At 57.4% G+C, this 19,729-nt stretch carries 23 protein-coding genes; 12 read left to right on the top strand and 11 right to left on the bottom strand.

The genetic code is table 11. The features are described 5' to 3' along the window. The first annotated feature begins 33 nt into the window (after positions 1-33). Positions 34-237: a YbdD/YjiX family protein gene (locus ACOTX3_RS19355; RefSeq protein WP_059312667.1), complete on the top strand. Its 204-nt coding sequence runs from the start codon at positions 34-36 to the stop codon at positions 235-237. A gap of 10 nt (positions 238-247) precedes the next feature. Continuing rightward, positions 248-1,201, top strand: a complete 954-nt coding sequence (gene yjiA / locus ACOTX3_RS19350; protein ID WP_038981101.1) for a GTPase — start codon at positions 248-250, stop codon at positions 1,199-1,201. 58 nt (positions 1,202-1,259) lie between these two features. On the opposite strand, the gene ACOTX3_RS19345 is transcribed toward yjiA, so the two are convergent. Continuing rightward, positions 1,260-2,618 (bottom strand): esterase-like activity of phytase family protein, encoded by a 1,359-nt coding sequence (locus ACOTX3_RS19345; protein ID WP_058678936.1) that lies wholly within the window; start codon positions 2,616-2,618, stop codon positions 1,260-1,262. A 402-nt stretch (positions 2,619-3,020) separates the two neighbouring features. Here ACOTX3_RS19345 and ACOTX3_RS19340 point away from each other — a divergent pair, with 402 nt between their 5' ends. Both ACOTX3_RS19340 and ACOTX3_RS19335 read left to right on the top strand, forming a co-directional pair. Then, complete coding sequence (locus ACOTX3_RS19340; RefSeq protein WP_013095440.1) at positions 3,021-3,566, top strand: YfaZ family outer membrane protein; 546 nt, start codon at positions 3,021-3,023, stop codon at positions 3,564-3,566. Beyond that, positions 3,566-3,886, top strand: coding sequence for a hypothetical protein (locus tag ACOTX3_RS19335; RefSeq protein WP_013095439.1), 321 nt, complete (start codon positions 3,566-3,568; stop codon positions 3,884-3,886). Before ACOTX3_RS19340 ends, ACOTX3_RS19335 begins: the two co-directional genes overlap by 1 nt. Positions 3,887-3,927: 41 nt before the next feature. On the opposite strand, the gene ACOTX3_RS19330 is transcribed toward ACOTX3_RS19335, so the two are convergent. Then, positions 3,928-5,298, bottom strand: coding sequence for an NAD-dependent succinate-semialdehyde dehydrogenase (locus ACOTX3_RS19330; protein WP_127869156.1), 1,371 nt, complete (start codon positions 5,296-5,298; stop codon positions 3,928-3,930). Positions 5,299-5,434: 136 nt separating this feature from the next. Between ACOTX3_RS19330 and ACOTX3_RS19325 the strand changes: the two genes are divergently transcribed. From ACOTX3_RS19325 to ACOTX3_RS19315, 3 genes are read left to right on the top strand one after another with little or no spacing between them, the layout of a single operon-like run. Continuing rightward, a complete protein-coding gene (locus tag ACOTX3_RS19325) occupies positions 5,435-6,178 on the top strand; it encodes a helix-turn-helix transcriptional regulator (RefSeq protein WP_108453462.1) in 744 nt (247 codons plus the stop codon). Between the two features lie 48 nt (positions 6,179-6,226). Beyond that, positions 6,227-6,880 (top strand): LysE family translocator, encoded by a 654-nt coding sequence (locus tag ACOTX3_RS19320; protein ID WP_058678939.1) that lies wholly within the window; start codon positions 6,227-6,229, stop codon positions 6,878-6,880. A 3-nt stretch (positions 6,881-6,883) separates the two neighbouring features. Next, positions 6,884-8,182 (top strand): DUF445 domain-containing protein, encoded by a 1,299-nt coding sequence (locus tag ACOTX3_RS19315; RefSeq protein WP_013095435.1) that lies wholly within the window; start codon positions 6,884-6,886, stop codon positions 8,180-8,182. On the opposite strand, the gene ACOTX3_RS19310 is transcribed toward ACOTX3_RS19315, so the two are convergent. The 6 genes from ACOTX3_RS19310 to ACOTX3_RS19285 all read right to left on the bottom strand — a co-directional run bounded on the left by ACOTX3_RS19310 (position 8,152) and on the right by ACOTX3_RS19285 (position 12,337). Next, positions 8,152-9,228 carry a DUF2955 domain-containing protein gene (locus ACOTX3_RS19310; protein WP_013095434.1) on the bottom strand — a complete coding sequence of 359 codons (1,077 nt, stop codon included), beginning with the start codon at positions 9,226-9,228 and terminating at the stop codon, positions 8,152-8,154. The two genes, ACOTX3_RS19315 and ACOTX3_RS19310, sit on opposite strands and share 31 nt — an antisense overlap. Continuing rightward, entirely contained in the window at positions 9,218-10,285 is a 1,068-nt protein-coding gene (locus ACOTX3_RS19305; RefSeq protein WP_095440265.1) for an HlyD family secretion protein, read from the bottom strand. Before ACOTX3_RS19305 ends, ACOTX3_RS19310 begins: the two co-directional genes overlap by 11 nt. Next, entirely contained in the window at positions 10,282-10,752 is a 471-nt protein-coding gene (locus ACOTX3_RS19300; RefSeq protein WP_013095432.1) for a MarR family winged helix-turn-helix transcriptional regulator, read from the bottom strand. The genes ACOTX3_RS19305 and ACOTX3_RS19300 overlap by 4 nt, the downstream gene beginning before the upstream one ends. A gap of 203 nt (positions 10,753-10,955) precedes the next feature. Next, complete coding sequence (locus ACOTX3_RS19295; RefSeq protein ID WP_045295461.1) at positions 10,956-11,651, bottom strand: ArsR/SmtB family transcription factor; 696 nt, start codon at positions 11,649-11,651, stop codon at positions 10,956-10,958. Then, the gene (locus ACOTX3_RS19290; RefSeq protein WP_058678940.1) at positions 11,623-12,021 is read right to left on the bottom strand and encodes a hypothetical protein; all 399 of its coding nucleotides are present in this window, start codon (positions 12,019-12,021) and stop codon (positions 11,623-11,625) included. Before ACOTX3_RS19290 ends, ACOTX3_RS19295 begins: the two co-directional genes overlap by 29 nt. Further along, positions 12,014-12,337, bottom strand: a complete 324-nt coding sequence (locus ACOTX3_RS19285; protein ID WP_023620659.1) for an antibiotic biosynthesis monooxygenase family protein — start codon at positions 12,335-12,337, stop codon at positions 12,014-12,016. Before ACOTX3_RS19285 ends, ACOTX3_RS19290 begins: the two co-directional genes overlap by 8 nt. Before the next feature lie 214 nt (positions 12,338-12,551). Here ACOTX3_RS19285 and ACOTX3_RS19280 point away from each other — a divergent pair, with 214 nt between their 5' ends. Next, positions 12,552-12,821, top strand: coding sequence for a DUF1778 domain-containing protein (locus ACOTX3_RS19280; RefSeq protein WP_013095428.1), 270 nt, complete (start codon positions 12,552-12,554; stop codon positions 12,819-12,821). A 12-nt stretch (positions 12,822-12,833) separates the two neighbouring features. Further along, positions 12,834-13,346 (top strand): GNAT family N-acetyltransferase, encoded by a 513-nt coding sequence (locus tag ACOTX3_RS19275; RefSeq protein ID WP_201745556.1) that lies wholly within the window; start codon positions 12,834-12,836, stop codon positions 13,344-13,346. A 49-nt stretch (positions 13,347-13,395) separates the two neighbouring features. On the opposite strand, the gene ACOTX3_RS19270 is transcribed toward ACOTX3_RS19275, so the two are convergent. Then, entirely contained in the window at positions 13,396-14,811 is a 1,416-nt protein-coding gene (locus ACOTX3_RS19270) for an aldehyde dehydrogenase family protein (protein WP_058678941.1), read from the bottom strand. Between the two features lie 100 nt (positions 14,812-14,911). Here ACOTX3_RS19270 and ACOTX3_RS19265 point away from each other — a divergent pair, with 100 nt between their 5' ends. Then, positions 14,912-15,814, top strand: a complete 903-nt coding sequence (locus ACOTX3_RS19265) for a LysR family transcriptional regulator (protein ID WP_023620661.1) — start codon at positions 14,912-14,914, stop codon at positions 15,812-15,814. Here the strand turns inward: ACOTX3_RS19265 and ACOTX3_RS19260 are convergent. Beyond that, positions 15,801-16,280, bottom strand: coding sequence for a carboxymuconolactone decarboxylase family protein (locus tag ACOTX3_RS19260; RefSeq protein WP_013095424.1), 480 nt, complete (start codon positions 16,278-16,280; stop codon positions 15,801-15,803). The genes ACOTX3_RS19265 and ACOTX3_RS19260 overlap by 14 nt on opposite strands. A 102-nt stretch (positions 16,281-16,382) precedes the next feature. On the opposite strand from ACOTX3_RS19260, the gene ACOTX3_RS19255 reads away from it, so the two are divergent. After that, on the top strand, positions 16,383-17,771 hold the full coding sequence (locus tag ACOTX3_RS19255) for a PLP-dependent aminotransferase family protein (protein WP_058678942.1): 1,389 nt from the start codon (positions 16,383-16,385) through the stop codon (positions 17,769-17,771). Positions 17,772-17,857: 86 nt separating this feature from the next. Here the strand turns inward: ACOTX3_RS19255 and ACOTX3_RS19250 are convergent, their stop codons facing one another. After that, positions 17,858-18,019, bottom strand: coding sequence for a DUF1127 domain-containing protein (locus ACOTX3_RS19250; RefSeq protein WP_013095422.1), 162 nt, complete (start codon positions 18,017-18,019; stop codon positions 17,858-17,860). Between the two features lie 176 nt (positions 18,020-18,195). On the opposite strand from ACOTX3_RS19250, the gene ACOTX3_RS19245 reads away from it, so the two are divergent. After that, positions 18,196-19,614, top strand: coding sequence for a PLP-dependent aminotransferase family protein (locus tag ACOTX3_RS19245; RefSeq protein WP_029882201.1), 1,419 nt, complete (start codon positions 18,196-18,198; stop codon positions 19,612-19,614). Positions 19,615-19,729 lie beyond the last annotated feature (115 nt).

Raw genomic sequence — 19,729 nt, 5'->3', positions numbered from 1 at the left:
GCGCCACCGGGCTTTTTCTTATCAGGACAGGTTATGTTTGGTAACTTAGGCGAAGCAAAAAAATACCTCGGTCAGGCAGCGAAAATGCTGATTGGCATTCCGGACTATGACAACTATGTTGAGCATATGAAAATCAACCACCCGGATAAGCCCTACATGACCTACACTGAATTCTTCCGCGAGCGTCAGGAAGCGCGCTACGGCGGAAGTGGAGAAGGCGGCGTCCGCTGCTGCTAAAGGAGAGACCATGACCCCGATTGCCGTCACCCTGTTGACCGGTTTCCTCGGCGCCGGTAAAACCACCCTGCTGCGCCACATTCTCAACGCGCAGCACGGTTTCAAAATCGCCGTGATCGAAAACGAGTTCGGCGAAGTCTCCGTTGACGACCAGCTGATTGGCGATCGCGCCACGCAGATCAAAACCCTGACCAACGGCTGCATCTGCTGTACCCGCTCTAACGAACTGGAAGATGCCCTGCTGGACCTGCTCGACAGCCGCGATCGTGGGGACATCCACTTCGACCGCCTGGTGATTGAATGCACCGGCATGGCCGACCCCGGCCCGATTATTCAGACCTTTTTCTCGCATGACATCCTTTGCCAGCGCTACCTGCTGGACGGCGTGATTGCCCTGGTCGACGCGGTTCACGCCGACGATCAGATGAACCAGTTCACCATCGCCCAGTCTCAGGTGGGCTACGCCGACCGCATCCTGCTGACCAAAACCGACGTGGCGGGCGAGAGCGTTAAACTGCGCGAGCGCCTGGCACGCATCAACGCCCGCGCACCGGTATACACCGTGACGCACGGCGATATCGACCTGTCTCAGCTGTTCAACACCAACGGTTTTATGCTGGAAGAGCATGTCACCTCAAAACCGCGGTTTCACTTTATGGCGGATAAGCAGAACGACGTAGCGTCGATTGTGGTGGAGCTGGATTACCCGGTAGACATCAGCGAGGTCTCCCGCGTGATGGAGAACCTGCTGCTGTCGTTTGCGGATAAGCTGTTGCGCTACAAAGGCATGCTGTGGATCGACGGCGAACCAAACCGCCTGCTGTTCCAGGGCGTACAGCGGCTGTACAGCGCGGACTGGGACAGACCCTGGGGCGACGAGACACCGCGCAGCGTGATGGTGTTTATTGGCATCCAGCTGCCGGAAGAGGAAATCCGGGCGGCGTTTGCGGGGCTGAAGAGATAACCGCCCAGCATCCCCTCTCCCTTTGGGAGAGGGTTAGGGTGAGGGGTAAGAGATAAACTTATTTCACCGCCTCCGGCAGCGTCACAATCCACAACTCACTGTCAGACTCCGGTTTCTCCAGCGGCTTCACGCTGAGGGTCGTCTCAACCGGCTTATCATCCAGCGTCAGCTTTCCTTCCGCGTTCACCCGATAATCCTTGAGCTTCTTGCCCTCGACCGGATGTTGCATCGCCACCTTCACGCCAAAGTCGTTATCGTTCGCCACCGCCAGCGTTTTGCTGTCGATCAGCGCCAGCCCTTCAGCCTTTTCCTGCTGCCAGCCCAGGGCGCGCAGATCAACAACCTGCGTTTTCTGCGCAAGGGTAATGCCGCGCTGTGCCAGGGTTTTCTCATCATCAAACTCCGGATACTCGCCCGGCTTGTCGAAACCTGACAGGTCGCTCGCCTTACTGAGATCGACCTTGTAAATCAGGTTACGCATTCCGTCGTTTTTATCACTTCCCTGTTCAATCAGCAGGATGTGCTGGTCATCGAGCGCCACGATGTCGCCGATTTTAGCGTCGCTGTTTTTGCTGTAGGCCGCGCTGTCGATGGGATAACCGTACATCGCGGTTTTCCCGCTTGCCGGGTCAAAGCTCACCAGACGCGTAAACAGCGCCTTTTTCTTGCTCTTACCGTCGATATCCAGCGTACTTTGCACGGCGGCAATAATACGCCCGTCCGGCATACGGGTGAGGCCTTCAAAGCCGCGGTTCGCCTGACGCCATTTGAGGATATTTGGCAAACCGCCCGCAATTGCTTTTTCCCCTTCTGCCGCCTGCGGACCGTGGATCGCCAGGATTTTCCCTTTACTGTCGATGTTAATCAGAAACGGGCCATACTCATCGCACAGCCAGTAACCGCCTTTACCGTCCGGGGTGATCCCTTCCGTATCCAGCCCGCGATTATCCCCCTTCAGCCTCTTTAACGTGTCGCTGAAGGCCACTTCATTGGTGGATCCAATCACGTCGCTTTCCAGCGGCAGACCGTTGATCGCGCCTTTATCGTCATGCAGAGGACGGGCATCAATGGCCTCCGCTTTGCCGTTTTGTACACGAATCGTCATCAGCAGCGGCGCGAAATCTGGCGTAACGAAAATTTTGGCTTCGTTTTTACCCACTTTCGGTGAATCCGCGTTCGGACCGCGATCGGTAATAGTGGCGAAGGTCAGGGCATCGCCCTGTTTCCCGGTGAACAGCAGGCCAGAACCTATCCCAACCGGAAGCCCGTTCGGGAATGCACTGGCAAACGCGCCGGTGTAGTTCACGTGTGTGCCTTCTGGAAAACTGACGACATAGCGCTCAGCCGTAGGCTGCGCCGCGAGGGCAGAGAAAGAGAGCGCACAACCGATTAGCACAGGAATAATTTTTCTTTTCATATTGTTAGCTTCCATAAAGTGAAGCTCATACCGTAAAGAAGAAACGTGTCAGGAAAATGACATCGAATGGCAACATTGCGCGGGCCGGAGCGCCAAAGAAATGTAAAGCTCTGTTGTTATCTGTAACAGCGGAAACATTTCTGGAAATTATTAGAAACTCAATTAATTCGCTGCGAACCACTCTTTCTGCTCTCGTTCAGATTATGTTTAGCTAAAAAAATAAACACTTCCTAAACGCCAAATCATTACCCGTTGACGACCTCGCAACCCAACACTCTCGCAACACCACCAAATTAAAAAATTAACAAAACCAGCATAAAACGGCGACTTTCATCACATTTGCAGTCATTAACATCGCTTGTTAAGGTGCGCCCAGATTAAATTGATGACGAGGCATATGAGATGAAAAAACTGAATATCCTTCTGCTGACTGCGTTGACTGCTGTATCGGGTTCTGCACTCGCTCTGGGTGGCAGCGTTGAGCAGGGTAAAAACTTTACCAACCTCAACCTGGAGATGGGTAAATCCTCATCTGGCCTGTATGTGGAAAGCAACTGGCTGAAAAACACCGATGACGGTACGCAGACCGGCGGTGTGGGTGCAGGTTATAACCTGGGTCTTGGCCCGGTCATGCTGAACGCGGGTGCAAAAGCTATCTATATCGGCCCGAAAAAAGGCGATAACGGCGTGGCGTTCCCGATCGGTGGCGGCGTAAACGTTGCCCTGACCGACAGCATTCATCTGTATGGTGAAGGCTACGTGGCACCAGAAGGGATGAACAACAGCGTGAAAAACTACGTTGAAGCCAACGGCGGCGTAAGCTGGACGCCAGTTACACCTGTGACCCTGAAAGTGGGTTACCGCCACGTGAGCGTTGATGGTAAAGACGGTCGTCCAGGCCACACCCTGATTGACGGTGCGTATGTTGGCGGTGGAGTCACCTTCTGATGAAACACCGCATTACCGCGCTTTGCGTTCTGAGCCTCACGCTTCTGCTCACCGGCTGCGTCCAGTACAAATGGGTGAAACCGGGCGTCAGCGACGCTGAAATGAACAAAAAGCTCACGGAATGTGAAGCGCAGGCGCTGATCGATCTGCCCCCGGATAACGTCGTAACCGGTTCGGACTCGGAAAAAACGGATCTGAAGAACAAGAAAAAGGATATTTCCACGAGCTACACGGTTGAAGACGCCAATGAGGATCGCAGGGCGACCCTCGTAGACAGCTGCATGTTCAAAAGCGGCTGGGATAAAATTGAAGTGCAATAATCTCTAAAAAACCTGCCTACTGGCAGGTTTTTTATTGCTGCTTACTTACGCACCACCACCAGCTTCTGGTTCACAAACTCTTTGATCCCCAGATCCGACAGCTCGCGTCCGTAACCGGAGCGCTTCACGCCGCCAAACGGCAGCTCTGGCGCGGTATCGGTGAGCCAGTTGATATACACCATCCCGGTCTCAATCCGTGACGCCATTTTCTTCGCGCGTTCAATATCCTGACTGAACACCGCACCGCCCAGTCCGTAGTGGGAGTCGTTCGCCAGGGCGACCGCCTCGTCATCGTTTTTCACCATATATATCTGCGCCACCGGGCCGAAGAACTCCTCGAAGTACGCCGGGTTGTCGCGGGAGATATTCGTCAGGATCGTCGGCTCGAAGAAGCTCCCGTCGCGCTGCACCGGTTTACCACCATAGTGTAACGTCGCGCCCTTTTTCACCGCCTCATTGACCTGTTTTGTCAGCGTTTCGAGCGCATCTTTAGACGACAGTGGCCCAAGCGTGGTGCTTTCATCCAGCGGGTCGCCAATTTTCACCTGCTTAAAGGCGTCGGTGAATTTGCTCAGGAAGGCATCGGCAATTTTCTCATGCAGGATAAAGCGCTTCGCTGCGGTACAGACCTGACCGGCGTTGTTAAGTCGCGCATTCACGCCTGTCTTCACCGCTTTATCAAGATCCGCATCGTCCAGCACCACGAAAACGTCGTTACCGCCCAGCTCAAGGGTGGATTTCTTGATGTGCTTCGCCGCCTGCGCGGCCACCACGCTGCCCGCTTTCTCAGAACCGGTTAGCGCGGCCCCCTGAACGCGGTCGTCAGCAATGATGTTCGCCACCTGCTCAGACGAGATAAAGAGGTTGGTCCACGCCCCTTCCGGCGCCCCTGCCTCACGCACCAGATGAGCAAAGGTTTCGGCACAGTGCGGCACGATGCTGGCATGTTTAGCCAGCACCGGGTTACCCGCCGCCAGGTTAGGTGCCAGAACACGCATCAGCTGATAATACGGGAAATTCCACGGTTCCACGGCCATCAGCACGCCGATGGGGTGATGCTCCACCCACGCTTCTCCGAGTTCAGACTGGTACTTCACCGGGGCCAGGAACTGCTTCGCGTTATCGGCATAGTAGCGGGCGATTTGCGCGCACAGCTTCACCTCGCCGCGGCTTTGTTCGATGAGCTTACCCATCTCCTGACTGGCAATTTTAGCCAGCTCCTCGGTGCGTTCGTCGATCAGGTCAGCAAGCTTATGCAGCACCGGCAGACGCTGTTCAATGTCGCCTTTCGCCCACTGCGAATGGTAAAGGGCGTCGGCCGCTTTCAGCGCCGCTTCGATATCCGCGTCGGTATGAGAGGGATATTCTTTGATGAGCTGGTTGGTGGCAGGATTTACTGTCTGATAAGCCATATCGAATCTCCATGTTTTACCGCTTAGGGTAGTAAGGGTAGACAACATGACGGGTGATGGACGTAAAGTTGGGTATATCCGGAAGGTTCTTAGTAGGGCCAGGGCATGGTATAAAAATGTCGTGACAGGAGCGCCTATGACCCATACCCGACAGATCCGCCAGACCTTTAACCGCCTTCCGGGCCTTGAGCTGCGCAGCACGTGGCAGAGTACCGTGGCGTATAAACGTCATTGTCACCCCCAACTCTCGATTGGCGCGATAGTGGAAGGCCAGACCTGCTGCCGGTGCAATGACACGCAGTACATCCTCCACCCCGGCGATCTCATCGTGATCCCGGCGCATGTGCCGCACAGCTGCAACCCCGTTGCGGGCCAGCCCCGCAGCTATCATATGCTCTATATCGACACGGATTATCCCCTGGCAGAACAGGTCATACGCGACAGCACGTTGTTTGCTCTTTACCAGAACGTTGTTGAGAACATGTCGGCTAATTCCCTGAACATGCTGATTTCTGCCCTTCCGCGCTGCGCCAGCCGCACGGGTGAACTACGTACAACCAGCCAGCACATCCAGCAGGCGTTTCTTGCCGATTTAACCAGCCCGCCGTCACTCGACGACCTTGCCCACCGCTTCTCGCTGCGCAAAGAGACGCTGATCCGCACCTTCAGGCAGGACACTGGCCTGACGCCGGGCAGCTTTCTCAACATCTCCCGCGTGGAATACGCCAAAGCGCGGCTGCGTGCCGGGGATGATATTGCCGATGTCGGCTACCAGAGCGGGTTTGCCGATCAGAGCCATTTTCATAAGACCTTTGTGAGCTATACCGCCGCCACGCCGCGCCAGTACGCCACGGGCCGATCAATATCGGACAATAAATAGCGTTTGCATCGCCGTAGTCTGACCTCAGTTTTTTACACAGAGGTTGCTATGGAACTGTTATTCCCTTCCGCTTTTCTCGCTCTGGCGCTGGCGCATTTTGTCGCCCTGTTAAGCCCAGGCCCGGATTTCTTCCTGCTGGTGGGCTACGCGGCGCGCTACCGGGTGCGCGGCAGCGCCGGGCTGTGCCTCGGCATCGCCGCGGGCAACGGGTTGTATATCCTGCTGGTGATTATTGGCTGGAGCGCGCTGCGCCAGTTTACGTGGCTGTTTACCCTTATCGAGCTTTGCGGGGCGCTGTATCTGCTGTGGATCGGCTCGCATCTGGTGCGCAGCCGCCCGCAAGCACTGGCACTGAATGAAACCCACCAGCGCTTCCCTTCACTGCGTAAGCAGATCCTGCTGGGACTTGGCTCGGCGTTATTAAATCCAAAGAACGCCCTGTTCTATCTGGCGCTGATGACGGCGTTACTGGGGCCGGACGTCACGCTGCTTCAGCAGTCGACCTGCGGCGTCTGGATGGTGATGGTAGTGCTGGTGTGGGATCTGGCGTTGGTGTCGCTGATGGGGCTGCCCGCGGTGCAACAGAGGCTCAGCCGTTCGCTGTGGCTAATTGAGCGGGCGGCGGGCGCGGTGTTGATAGGTTTTGGGGTATGGGTGTTGTGGCGGTTTTTGCACTTTCCCCCCGTCTCCCTCTATCCTTAACCCATGGAAAAAATCGCTGAACTCAAACGCGCCAAGCTGCTGGCGCTGTCGCTGCTGCTGATTGCCGTCGCGGCGTTTATCACCACCCTGTTTCTGCCGCAAACCTTCTGGGTGCGCGGCGTGAAGGCCATTGCCGAGGCGGCGATGGTTGGCGCGCTGGCGGACTGGTTTGCGGTCGTCGCGCTGTTTCGCCGGGTGCCCATTCCGTTTATCTCGCGCCATACGGCGATTATCCCGCGCAATAAAGACCGGATTGGCGATAATCTCGGCCAGTTCGTGCAGGAGAAGTTTCTCGACACCCAGTCGCTGGTGGCGCTGATCCGCCGTTATGAGCCGGCGCAGATGATTGGCACCTGGTTCAGTAAGCCCGACAATGCCCAGCGTGTCGGGCAGCATCTGATTCAGGTGATGGGTGGTTTTCTTGAGCTGACCGATGACGGGCGTATTCAGCGCCTGCTCAAACGCGCGGTGCATAAGGCCATCGACAAGGTCGATTTCACCGAAACCAGCGCAGTGATGCTGGAGAGCATGACCAAAAACAACCGCCATCAGGTACTGCTGGACGCCATCATCAACCGCCTGATCACCTTGATTCAACGCGATAGCACGCGGGAATTTATTTCAGACCAGATCGTCCACTGGCTTAAGACCGAGCATCCGCGCAAGGCGATGGTGCTGCCCACCGAGTGGCTGGGCGATCAGAGCGCGGAGATGGTGTCAAACGCGGTGAATACCCTGCTGGACGACGTTAGTCATGACCGCACCCACCAGATCCGCCAGGCGTTCGACCGCGCCACGCTGAAGCTTATCGACAACCTGAAAAACGATCCGGAGATGGCCGCAAAGGCAGAGAACATCAAGCATTACCTGAAGAACGACGACGCGTTTAACCGCTATCTGGGTGAGATGTGGGCTGACCTGCGCCAGTGGCTGAAGGCGGATATGCAACGTGAGGATTCCCGCGTGAAGCAGCGCATCGCCAACGCCGGGCAGTGGTTCGGCGAAACGCTGCTCGGTGACGACAGCCTGCGGGCATCGCTCAATGAGCATCTGGAGCAGGCGGCGCACCGCGTGGCACCGGATTTCGCGGCGTTTCTCACTCGCCATATCAGCGACACGGTAAAAAGCTGGGACGCCAAAGATATGTCCCGCCAGATCGAGCTTAATATCGGCAAAGATCTGCAGTTTATCCGCGTCAACGGCACCCTGGTGGGCGGGACAATTGGCCTGATCCTGTTTTTACTCTCGCAACTGCCCGCCGTGCTTGCGCATTACTCCGTTTTGGGTGGTGCAATGACGTAGCGCGTCGCCTCAAAGCGATTGAGGATCAAGTGCACCAGAAACACCATCGTCAGCGTCGCCACCAGAGAAAAGGTCACCGAGGTGATGCGGTAGAGATCGCTGAACACCAGGTCGCTGTCCGGGTGCATGTTCTGACCGAACATAATCCCGATGGTGGTGATGCTGGCAAACCCAACGCCGGCTCCCACCTTCTCCATCACATGCAGACGCGCACCAAACGCCAGCCCGAGGCCGATAAGCGGCATCATCAGTAGCATGTGGCTGCTGTGATCGTAGAGGATAAGCTGCACCACCAGAATATAGAGACAGCCCAGCACCACGCCAGCCACGCGCCAGATAGAGCTCATCACCGCGCCGCGATAGTGCATCGGGAACAGAATCAACACACCGGCCATCAGCGCCGAAAGCGAATCGCTTAAATCGCTTATCTGGAAGATAACAAAAATCATCGTCGCAACGGTGCCGGAGAGCAGAGACTCGTGCCGCACGCGGGCATCATCTTTCTCGATCAGCGGCGGCGGCTTGCGCGGTTCAACGTCCGGCAGGAGGTAGTTCATCAGCGCGCTCAGGCATACCGCCATCACACTCGCTTCAATGTTGGAAAACAGCAGCGTGTGCCAGTCGGTGGTGGGATAGCTCATAAAGTTGAGCATCACGCTCTGGCACACCACGCCCATCGACCCGAACAGGAACAGCGGCCCCTTACTCATAAAGCGAAAACGCATGACATACAGGGCAAAAACTACCAGCGTCATGATCACCGGCCACTGGGACAGATAGCCGATGATAATCACCATTTCGACGCAGTTTAGCGATGCGCTGAAGATAAACTGCTTCGCCACATGGCGGTTAAAGACCGGCACCAGCGACAGCAGCATGATGGGGTAGACCACATAAAACACGCCGTAGCTGGTGTTATAGAAACTTGAAATACTCAGCGCGATCATCCCGGCAAAGACGATGCGCAGGGTCTGGCGAAAGTCATTGGCCGTATAGACGATGTTGCCGTGCGGGGTAAAGACCCGCGCCAGCGTGCTAATAGACATAGTGGAGCAGGCTCACCAGGTGGATTTGCATCCCGGAGAAGAAGCGCGCAAACGGCCCTTCGCTGTTGTAGAGCTGCACGGTGGCACGAGCGCCGGTCGGGAGCGGTTTCGGCAGCGTCTCATCCAGCGCCACGTGAATGCGCATTCGCTGAGCGTCGCGCACCCAACGGTTGGAGGTTTCCGGCGCGGACAGTTCGCCGCTCACCGCCTCCTGTCCGGCAAGGATCCCCGCATCGCTGCTGGTCACGTGGGCGCGGAAAACCTGTCCCGGAAAGGCGTCAAATACCACGGCGGCATCGGTCCCCTGATGGGTATGGCGCAGACTCTTCTCACGAAAATCGGCCACAATATCGGTCTGATTATTCACCAGCGCCAGCGCCGCCGAGCCGGACGAGGCATAAAACCCGGGGCTCAACTGCAGGTTGCTGACCGTACCATCCGCCTGGGCGTAAACCTTCGTCCAGCCGAGGTTCAGCTCCGCCTCATCCAGCGCGTTACGGTATTTTTGCAGCGTCACGTTGCGGTGCTCTTCCCGCTCGCCGCGCTGGATGCGCAGGTTATGGATGTTCGCCTGAATCGAGCTCACGGACTGCTCGCTGCTCTGCCAGGTGGTACGGACCTTATCCAGATCCGCCTGCGAGACGTTCTGTAACGTGCTCAGCTTCTGGTAGCGGTCAAAGGTCACTTTGTCGTTACGCGCGGTCAGCACGGCGGTTTTCAGGCTGGCCTGGGCGGCGGCGATCTGCGCGTCCAGCTGTTCATTGGACAGGCGTGCCTGCTCAAGCGCGATTTGCGCCGCTTCCACTTTATTGCGAAACGGCGTGTCATCCAGCTCAAACAGCAGGTCGCCCCGCGTCACCTGGCTGTTGTTGTGTACGTGCACGGCCGACACATACCCGGAGACGCGCGGAGAAACCGGCGTCACCACGCGCATGACGGTGGAGTCCGGCGTCAGCGGGATCCAGATATCGGCGACGACAAAGTAGACAAACATCAGCAGGAAAGAGGCAATACTCACCCTTACCCAGCGGGCAAACTTTTGTTCAGGAGTCATTATTTTTCGGTCTTGTTATCTTCTTCGCGGATTGTCCGCAAATTGCAGGCGATTTGATTCAAGGTGGCGCTGAAAATTTCGATATGCTCAGGCGCGATGTTTTGCGATACGCGTGTCTGGTACGTCTCAATCACCTGGGTGAGCCTTTTTAGGATGGCTTTTCCCTCAGGCGTCAGCGTCAGAAGCCGGATGCGCTTGTCATAAGGCGATACGGTGCGCAGCAGGTATCCCTGCTTTTCCAGCTGTGTCAGGGTGCGCATCAGCGGCGGCAGTTCAATGCCCTGCACCTCCGCCAGTTCACTCACCGAGACGTTATCCCCCAGTTGATGAAGCTGCATCATTACCGTCCAGCTCGACTGGGTTAACCCGGTATCGAGAATGGCGTCGTCAATAACGGCGCGCCACTGGCGCACAATCATCGCCATCCGCATGCCCATCGGCCTGCGGCAAAACAGTTGTTCTTCACTCATGGGGGGAACCTCTCGAAACACGTCGTCAAGATAATAGTTATCAGGGTAAGTATCAAGAAACGCGAGGCGAAAGAGCAGGAATTGCGAAAGGATATCTCCCTCTCCCGGCGGGCTGAGGGTTCCCCATACAATAATGCCTGCACGGAGGACCCCCTCTCCCTTAAGGGAGAGGGTTGGGGAGAGGGCACAGCCCGCAGCGGAGTTTAGCGGCTAAAATGTCGGGTAATGGCGCCCTTCCCCGAAGCCGTAAGCACCACTTCCCGATACCCCGCTACCCGCTGGATCCAGCCCTTGCTTTCCAGATGCATGAGCAACGCCGCACCGGCTTCACCGCCCAGATGAAACCGCCGCTCGCTCCAGTCCAGACAGGCGCAACAGGCCTTTCGCCGGGGATGAGTGCTTAACGGGATACCGAGTTTCAGAAACTGCTCCCGGCCATACAGGGTCAGTGCCGAACCGTCTGGCTCCAGCCAACTTTCGGCCTGCATGAAATCGTAGATCTGCACCGCCACCGCGCCCGCCAGATGGTCGTAGCAGGTGCGGGCTTCACGCAGGGCTTTTGGCGCGCTGGTTTCCGGCGGAGAAATGCGGTGCCACGACAGCCCCATCATCTGCTCCACCAGCTCCGCTACGTCATACCCTGCCAGGCGATAATAGCGATGGCGCCCCTGCGACAGGCAGGTAATGAGCTTTCCGTCCAGCAGTCGCGCAAGGTGCCCGCTGGCGGTAGACGGCGCCACATCCGCCGCCGCACTCAGCTCGGTGGCCGTCCACGCCCGCCCGTCCATCAGCGCACAAAGCATTTTCACGCGCGACGGATCGGCCATTGCGGCTGCTACTGCGGCAATGGCCTGCTCCAGCGCTGCGCTGTTATCTGGCGGTAAGCTCGTCTTTAACATAGGTTGCCCAGGGTTCGGTGATTGCTGCGGCCAGCTTATCATTATCCGTCAGCAGAATAAGGTGATTCGCGTGGTCGCTGTACTGGGTAAGAATAGACACCCCGCGAGCCGCCAGTGCAGCAGCTATCTCCCCCAGTTCGCCGGGGCGTTCCTGCCTCAGTTTTCTGATGATGGGCTGACGAACCGCTTTCAGGTTAAATCCGGCCTCAAGCAGAACATGGCGGGCTTTTTCGCCGTCTTCCACCAGAAAATGCGCCTCAACGCCGAATACGCCACCGCCTTCCAGTCCAATCCCCTTACTGCCCAACAGCTGACCAAAGCGTGCCAGTTCACCCGGCATATCGTTAAAAATCACATGAACATCATACATCCGCGTGCCCTCCGTTTTCGGCGCTGTATTCCCGCACCAGCTGTGCCACCCGAATGCGGTAGTACGTAAAAATCGACTCCCGCCCCTCGGCCTGCGCGGCCTGATGAAAAACGTTCTGCTTCCAGTTGCGGATAGCCTCTTCGTCCCGCCACCAGGAGAGCGAGAGAATTTTGCCGTCGGTGGTCAGGCTCTGGAAACGTTCGATATCGATAAAACCGTCAATATCCGCCAGCAGGGGTTTAAGTTCGGCCGCGAGCTGCAGGTAGCGCGCCTGATGCGCCGGCGCGGCTTTGGCTTCGAAAATGACTGCGATCATAAAGGTCTCTCCGTTGTGATGGTATGGAGAGAATGCAGGACAGATGACAAGGATGCTTCGGTATGGAGCGAAGTGTTGTGCCGGATGGCGCTGCGCTCAATTTCCCGTTGAAATCCGACGATGACAGACATATGATTTATGTACGGTAAAATTCCGTACACAATATTACTATGCAACCGGGGCATGAACCCCAGGTCACGATGAAGAGCGAATCATGTCAGCACTAAAGAAACAGCGCATCGATCTACGCTTAACCGAAGACGACAAAAGCCTGATCGAAGAAGCAGCGGCAATGACGAACCAGTCAATTTCACAATTCATGGTAAGTACGGCCTCCGAGCGCGCAGCAGAAGTGATTGAACAGCACCGCCGCCTGATCCTCAACGAGGCATCCTGGAACCAGGTGATGGATGCGATCAGTAACCCGCCAACGCCAAATGAACGACTGAAGCGAGCAGCCAGGCGTCTCCAGGATCTGGAGTGATACGTGAATAACATGAAAATAGGGATTTTTTCAGATGACGTTGAGTATGATCTAAGCCATTTCGATTGCGGAGAAGAGAGCCTAAACACCTTTCTGACGGCGCACCTGAAACGCCAGCATCGTGGGAAATTTTTGCGGGGTTACGTTCTTGTCGCATCCGGGGAAAAGCCGCGGGTGTTGGGTTATTACACGCTGTCCGGGAGCTGCTTTGAAAAGGCGTACCTTCCTTCTAAAACCCAGCAGAAGCGAGTGCCTTACAAAAATGTTCCCAGCGTCACGCTAGGCCGCCTGGCGATAGATAAACGCTTCCAGGGGCAAGGATTGGGGGAGTTACTGGTCACCCATGCTCTGAAAACGGTCTACCTGGCGTCTTTTGCCGTGGGTATCCACGGGATATTCGTAGAAGCGCTGAACGACAGCGCCAAAAACTTTTACCTTAAACTGGGGTTTATCGCCCTTCAGGCAGAGAATGAAAATACTCTCTTCCTGCCGACTAAAACCATTGAAAGACTGTTTGCAGATTAAGCCTGTTTCTCACGCCCCGCGAGCCGGGCGTGAGTAACACGTAATGGGTTTAACCCACAATCGACTTCGGCTCCATAAACGCCCCAATTCCCCATTCGCCCATCTCGCGTCCCACGCCGGAGTGTTTAAACCCGCCAAACGGGGCTTTTGGCTCATGCGCGAGGGTGTTCACCAGCACGCGCCCGGAAACAATCTGCTGCGCCACGCGACGCGCACGCCCGGTGTCACGCCCCAGCACCATCGCGCTCAGGCCGTACTCGGTATCGTTGGCAATCGCGACAGCCTCTGCCTCGTCCTGATAAGGAATAATGCACAGCACCGGGCCAAAAATTTCCTCACGCGCGATGGTCATCTGGTTGTTCACATCAGTAAACAGCGTCGGGCGCACAAACCAGCCGTCCCGCGTCCCGTCCGGTCGCCCTTCGCCGCCCGCCAGCAGTCGCGCGCCTTCGTCGAGCCCTTTGCGAATATACCCCTGCACCCGCAGCCACTGCTTTTCGCTGACCATTGGGCCAATCTCTGTCGCGCTTTCGCGCGGGTCGCCGGATTTCACCGCCGCCACCGCCTGCGCCAGGGCGGTTTCCATCTCGGCCTTGCGCGACTGCGGCACCAGAATACGTGTGCCGGCCACGCACGCCTGCCCGCTGTTCATAAACCCGGCCTGAATCACCAGCGGGATCGCCCGTGCAAGATCGACATCATCCAGCAAAATCGTCGGCGATTTACCGCCTAACTCCAGCGTGACGCGCTTAAAACCCTCCGCCGCGTTACGCAGGATCGCTTTGCCGGTATTCGTCGACCCCGTAAACGAGATTTTCGCCACGTCCGGGTGGCGGCTAATAGTCTCCCCCACCGTCTCGCCGCGCCCGGTGATGATATTAAACACGCCCGCTGGCAATGCGGCATCACGCAGCGCCTCGGTGATGATCTGCGTTTGCAGGGCGCTCATTTCGCTGGGTTTGATCACCGCCGTGCAGCCCGCCGCGAGCGCCGCCGCCAGTTTGCCGCAGATAAACCCCGCATCGCTGTTCCACGGCGTGATCAGACCCGCTACGCCTAGCGGCGTCATCTGCACCGATGCCGCCCCCGCTGAAAATGAAAATTCAAACGCCTCCAGGGCCTCAATCGCCTGGGCTATGACATCGGCCGGATAACTGGCCATCCACGCCGAGCGCGCAGCCGGTGCGCCGTACTCTTCGATTATCGCCTCCAGCAGCTGATCATGACGGGCGGCAACAGCGGCATGCATACGTGTTAACGCAGCAATCCGTTCCTGTTTTGTGGTTTGCGACCACGCCGGAAACGCCGCTTTGGCGGCCGCAATGGCGCGTTCAGCGTCGACCTCATCTGCCAGACGCACCTGCCCTATGACCTGTGCCGTCGCTGGGTTGTATAAATCAAAACGCTCGGTGCCATGCGGGGTAAAAAATTCGCCGTTGATAAAAATCTGTTCGATGTGGTGCATATAAACCTCCTCAGGCTGTGTGGACACAGTCTGGCACGACTACTCCGTTGCGATAATCCACGCTATGCTGCAAGGGTTGTTTCGATTTTCAGGATAATCTATGCATCGTTCAGGTTTGACAGAGCTGGAAGTGGTGATGGCGGTGGTACGACGCGGCAGCTTTCGCGGTGCCGCCCAGGAGCTGGGTATGTCCGCCACGGCGGTGAGTAACGCCATCGCCGGGCTGGAGAGCCGCCTCGAGACGCGTCTTTTTAACCGCACTACCCGCAGCGTGGCGCTCACCGACGCCGGGCAGCGTTATGTGGCGCGCATCGGTCCGGCGCTGCAGGAAATTCGTCAGGCCGGGGAAGAGATCCACAGCGATACCGGTGAACCCGCAGGCACCCTGCGCCTGAACGTGCCGAACAATATTGGCTCCCTGTTTCTGGACCAGCTGCTGATCGACTTTATGATCCGCTACCCGAAAATGCGTGTTGAAACGGTGAGCGAGGCGCGGATGATCGATATCGTCGCTGAAGGCTACGACGCCGGGATCCGCCTTGAAGAGGCGGTGCCGCAGGATATGATCGCCGTACCGCTGACCGGAGAGATCCGCCAGCTCGTGACCGCCACACCGGACTATTTTGCCCGCCACGGTATCCCGCAAACGCCGGAGGATCTGCTGTTGCATCAGGGGATCGGGATGCGCATGGCCCACGGTGGGATCTACCGCTGGGAGCTGGCCCGTCGGGGAGTCCAGTATGCGCTGGCCGTGCCGCCGCGTTTTGCGACATCCGATCTTTTTGCCTCGATCCGCGCGGTCAAAGCAGGGCTGGGGATTGGCTTTTTACCGGAACTCTATATCCGTGACGAGCTGAAAAGCGGGGAACTGGTGAGCGTGTTAAACGACTGGACGCAGCCGTTTGCCGGGCTGCGTCTTTACTATCCAGGCCATCGCCACGTCCCGCCGGGGTTGCGGGCGCTGGTGGCGATGATCCGCGAGCGCGGGATTATTCCAGGTTAGCCTTGTTCAGCCCGTAAGCTGCGTCCAGCGAGCCGGGGGCCATGCGCGAGGTAATGCCTAAACGGTTCCAGGCGTTGATCGCCACGATGGCGAAGTTCAGCTCTGAAATTTCCACGTCAGAAAAGTGTTCCGCCACGCTGCGGTACAACGCGTCACTCACCCCGTGAACGCCAATCTGGGTCAACGCTTCGGCGAAGGCCAGCGCCGCTTTCTCGCGAGCGCTGAACAGCGGAGATTCGCGCCAGGCCGCCAGGTGGTAAAGGCGCAGTTCGCGCTCCCCGGCAATTTTGGCCTCTTTGGAGTGCATATCCAGACAGAAGGTACAGCCGTTCAGCTGGGAAACGCGAATGTCGATCAGGTGCTTCAGCGCCGGGTCGATGGAGGTTTTCGCCACTTCCATGCTCAGGGCGGACAGCGCGTTGGCAAGGGCTGGAGTGACTTTATGGTGGTTTACGCGAGTGCTCATTGTCTTTCCTCTTATTTACACGGTATGTGTCATGCGATGAGGACAATTTACGCGGGTCATGACATAGTAAAAAGATACAAAAACCATAAAATGAGGTAGGACATGAAGCCGGGCTATCACGACATTTACACCCGCTATCGCGACAACATTACGCGCGGCGTGCTGAAGCCTGGCGATAAGGTGCCCGCCATTCGCGTACTGGCCGAAGAGCTCAAGGTGGCGCGCAAAACCGTCGAAACGGCGTATGCCATTTTAATCGGCGAAGGGTACCTGGTGAGCCAGGGCGCGCGCGGCACGCGGGTCAATCCCGATCTCTTGCTGCCCGCGACGCCAGCTCCAGCGGATCACACCACCGGTACACTCCCGGCATCGCTTATCAGCCAGCGTGAACGAGCGGGTTTTCTGCGCCCCGGCATTCCCTCCCTCGACAGCTTCCCCTATAAAAAATGGTTACTGCTGGCAGGCCAGGCGACGCGCTCCATGCGCCCGGAAGAGATGCTCAACCCGCCGGTGCTGGGCTGGTATCCCCTGCGCCAGGCCATCGCCCGCTATCTGAATATCTCCCGCGGGCTCTCGTGTACCGCCGAACAGGTGCTGATCACCAGCGGCTACAGCGGCAGCCTGCGCCTGATCCTCGATACGCTCGCTAGCCGCAGCGACAAAGTGGTGTTTGAAGATCCGGGCTATTTCATGGGCCAGCAGTTGCTTAAGCGGATTGTGCCACGTCTGCACACCGTGCCGATCGATCGCTGCGGCATCGACACGGAGTATCTGTTGCACCATCACCGCGACGCCCGTTTTGCTATCGTGACGCCCTCTCACCAGAGCCCCCTGGCGGTAACGCTCTCTCTGCCGCGTAAACAGCAGCTTCTCGACTGGGCGAGCCAGAACGGGGCGTGGATTATTGAAGATGATTACGACGGAGAATTTCACTATACCCGCAAGGTGCTGCCGTCGCTGAAAAGCCTCGATCGCCATGATCGGGTGATCTTTATGGGCACTTTCAGTAAAACCATTATGCCCTCCTTACGCATGGGCTACATCGTGATGCCCGCCAGCACGGTTGAGGCATTTACCGACTGTGCGGACATCGTCGCCAGCGGCCAGCCGGTATTGACGCAAAAAATCCTCACCACCTTTCTCAACGAGGGCCATTTTTTCCGTCATCTCAAGAAGATGCGCGCGCTGTACCAGACCCGCCGGGAGTGGATGATTGCCGCCCTGCGTGAGGTATATGGCGATCTGTTTTTCACCGAGCAAAACGACGGCGGAATGCATATCGTGGCGTTTCTGGCGAAAGGCAGCAACGATCGGGAGGTGGCGTGCTGCTGGCAAGCGCAGCAGCTGCAGGTGAATGCCCTTTCAGAGTGGTATCGCGGGTCGGGCAAACGTTACGGGCTGGTGATGGGCTATAACAACGTGCGGTCATATCAGGAGGCGGTGGATTTGCTGGAAAGACCGAAGCGGCAGACACTTACGCTGTTGAGCTAAACATCGCCCGGTGGCGCTACGCTTACCGGGCCTACGGGATCGAGTAGGCCGGGTAAGGCGCAGCCGCCACCCGGCGGCGACGTGTCTCACACATCATACCGCGACAATCCAACGTCCTTGAGCTGCTCATCGCTCATCTGGCTCAGAATGCGGCGGGTACGGTTGATGCGATACCAGTTGCAGATCGTTTTGCCGATCCAGACGAAGACAATAAACGGACGTTTTGAACGATTCTCATAGAATTCCATGATGCTCTCCTCACCGTGTCAGTGGGGCTATGATCGTGGAAAACGGCTTTAGCAATACAGACTCAAAAACAACTTTTGTTTAACATACAGATCCGCTAAAACGGTATCTGCATGCCGTTTTTTGCGGCAATCTGTACTGGTTTTGTAATCTGTATGGTGACAACAAAGGATACAGCATGACGCGCTACCAACATCTGGCCAATCTACTGGCAGAACGCATTGAACAAGGGCTGTATCGCAGCGGTGAACGTCTGCCGTCGGTACGCGCGCTGAGCCAGGAGCACGGCGTGAGCATCAGCACCATACAGCAGGCCTATCAGATCCTCGAAAACCTGCAGCTCATCACTCCCCAGCCGCGTTCCGGCTATTTTGTGTCTAAGCGCAAGGCCCAACCGCCGGTGCCGGCCATGACGCGCCCGGTACAGCGCCCGGTGGACGTCACCCAGTGGGATGAGGTGATGATGCTGCTGGATGCCCGCGCCGACAAAGAGATGATCTCCTTTGGCGGCGGTTCGCCAGACGTTAACCAGCCGAGCCTGAAGCCCCTGTGGCGTGAGATGAGCCGCATCGCACAGCACAACCCCGCCGAAATGCTGAGCTATGACGTACTCGACGGGCGCCTTGAACTGCGCGAGCAGATCGCCCGGCTGATGCTCGACGGGGGCTCCACCGTGGCGGCGAACGAGATTGTGATCACCAACGGCTGCCACGGCGCACTCTCCATCGCCCTGCTGTCGGTCTGTAAACCAGGAGACATTGTGGCGGTGGAGTCGCCGTCGTTCCACGGCACCATGCAGATGCTGCGCGGGTTTGACATCAAGGCGATAGAAATTCCGACCGATTCGCAAACCGGGATCAGCATTGAGGCATTAGAGCTGGCGCTGGAGCAGTGGCCCATCAAAGCGGTCATCCTGGTGCCTAACTGCAATAATCCGCTTGGGTTTATCATGCCGGAGTCGCGTAAGAAGCAGGTGCTGGCCCTGGCCCAGCGGCACGATATCGTGATCGTCGAGGATGATATCTACGGCGAGCTGGCGGCGGAATACCCGCGCCCGCGGACCATTCACTCCATGGATATTGATGGCCGCGTGATCCTCTGCAGTTCGTTTACCAAAACCGTGGCGCCAGGGTTACGCGTCGGCTGGATTGTGCCGGGACGCTACTACGACCGGGTGATGCACATGAAATACGCCGCGGGCGGGTTTAACGTGCCGGGCACGCAGATGGCGGTGGCGGCGTTTATCCGCGACGGCCATTATCATCGCCACGTGCGGCGTATGCGCCAGATTTATCAGCAGAATATGGAAACCTATACCTGCTGGGTACGGCAATATTTTCCGGCAGACATATGCGTGACGCGCCCGCAGGGCAGTTTTTTGCTGTGGGTGGAGCTACCGGAGAAGGTCGACATGGTGTGCGTCAGCAAGCAGCTGTGCCGCCTGAAGATCCAGGCGGCGGCCGGGTCGCTGTTTTCCGCCTCCGGGAAGTACCGCAACTGCCTGCGGATTAACGTGGCATTACCGCCGACGGATAAGCATCGCGAGGCATTGAAGAAGATGGGTGAAGCAATTGTGATTGCGATGGAGGAGGGCTAGTGCGGCCTGATGCCCTCACCCCGGCCCTCTCCCACTGTACGGTCCGGGGACATAGTGAACACTTGTTCGGGGACATGGTAGACACTTACAACTAAGGCATAAGAACCCGTTTATG

Origin of the sequence: Enterobacter cloacae complex sp. IR5384, assembly GCF_049237265.1 — a bacterium.
Classification (GTDB): domain Bacteria; phylum Pseudomonadota; class Gammaproteobacteria; order Enterobacterales; family Enterobacteriaceae; genus Enterobacter; species Enterobacter cloacae.
Note: the sequence above shows the minus strand (reverse complement) of the source record. Positions and strands in the feature narration are given on the sequence as shown.

Bases quoted from the DNA above. Each gene is read 5' to 3' on its own strand.
- ACOTX3_RS19265 (WP_023620661.1), top strand. From the start codon at position 14,912: ATGCATCGTTCAGGTTTGACAGAGCTGGAAGTGGTGATGGCGGTGGTA.
- ACOTX3_RS19325 (WP_108453462.1), top strand. From the start codon at position 5,435: ATGACCCATACCCGACAGATCCGCCAGACCTTTAACCGCCTTCCGGGC.
- ACOTX3_RS19340 (WP_013095440.1), top strand. From the start codon at position 3,021: ATGAAAAAACTGAATATCCTTCTGCTGACTGCGTTGACTGCTGTATCG.
- ACOTX3_RS19245 (WP_029882201.1), top strand. From the start codon at position 18,196: ATGACGCGCTACCAACATCTGGCCAATCTACTGGCAGAACGCATTGAA.
- ACOTX3_RS19315 (WP_013095435.1), top strand. From the start codon at position 6,884: ATGGAAAAAATCGCTGAACTCAAACGCGCCAAGCTGCTGGCGCTGTCG.
- yjiA (WP_038981101.1), top strand. From the start codon at position 248: ATGACCCCGATTGCCGTCACCCTGTTGACCGGTTTCCTCGGCGCCGGT.
- ACOTX3_RS19250 (WP_013095422.1), bottom strand. From the start codon at position 18,019: ATGGAATTCTATGAGAATCGTTCAAAACGTCCGTTTATTGTCTTCGTC.
- ACOTX3_RS19275 (WP_201745556.1), top strand. From the start codon at position 12,834: ATGAAAATAGGGATTTTTTCAGATGACGTTGAGTATGATCTAAGCCAT.
- ACOTX3_RS19320 (WP_058678939.1), top strand. From the start codon at position 6,227: ATGGAACTGTTATTCCCTTCCGCTTTTCTCGCTCTGGCGCTGGCGCAT.
- ACOTX3_RS19270 (WP_058678941.1), bottom strand. From the start codon at position 14,811: ATGCACCACATCGAACAGATTTTTATCAACGGCGAATTTTTTACCCCG.
- ACOTX3_RS19260 (WP_013095424.1), bottom strand. From the start codon at position 16,280: ATGAGCACTCGCGTAAACCACCATAAAGTCACTCCAGCCCTTGCCAAC.
- ACOTX3_RS19285 (WP_023620659.1), bottom strand. From the start codon at position 12,337: ATGATCGCAGTCATTTTCGAAGCCAAAGCCGCGCCGGCGCATCAGGCG.
- ACOTX3_RS19355 (WP_059312667.1), top strand. From the start codon at position 34: ATGTTTGGTAACTTAGGCGAAGCAAAAAAATACCTCGGTCAGGCAGCG.
- ACOTX3_RS19310 (WP_013095434.1), bottom strand. From the start codon at position 9,228: ATGTCTATTAGCACGCTGGCGCGGGTCTTTACCCCGCACGGCAACATC.
- ACOTX3_RS19280 (WP_013095428.1), top strand. From the start codon at position 12,552: ATGTCAGCACTAAAGAAACAGCGCATCGATCTACGCTTAACCGAAGAC.
- ACOTX3_RS19330 (WP_127869156.1), bottom strand. From the start codon at position 5,298: ATGGCTTATCAGACAGTAAATCCTGCCACCAACCAGCTCATCAAAGAA.
- ACOTX3_RS19345 (WP_058678936.1), bottom strand. From the start codon at position 2,618: ATGAAAAGAAAAATTATTCCTGTGCTAATCGGTTGTGCGCTCTCTTTC.
- ACOTX3_RS19295 (WP_045295461.1), bottom strand. From the start codon at position 11,651: ATGTTAAAGACGAGCTTACCGCCAGATAACAGCGCAGCGCTGGAGCAG.
- ACOTX3_RS19300 (WP_013095432.1), bottom strand. From the start codon at position 10,752: ATGAGTGAAGAACAACTGTTTTGCCGCAGGCCGATGGGCATGCGGATG.
- ACOTX3_RS19290 (WP_058678940.1), bottom strand. From the start codon at position 12,021: ATGTATGATGTTCATGTGATTTTTAACGATATGCCGGGTGAACTGGCA.
- ACOTX3_RS19335 (WP_013095439.1), top strand. From the start codon at position 3,566: ATGAAACACCGCATTACCGCGCTTTGCGTTCTGAGCCTCACGCTTCTG.
- ACOTX3_RS19255 (WP_058678942.1), top strand. From the start codon at position 16,383: ATGAAGCCGGGCTATCACGACATTTACACCCGCTATCGCGACAACATT.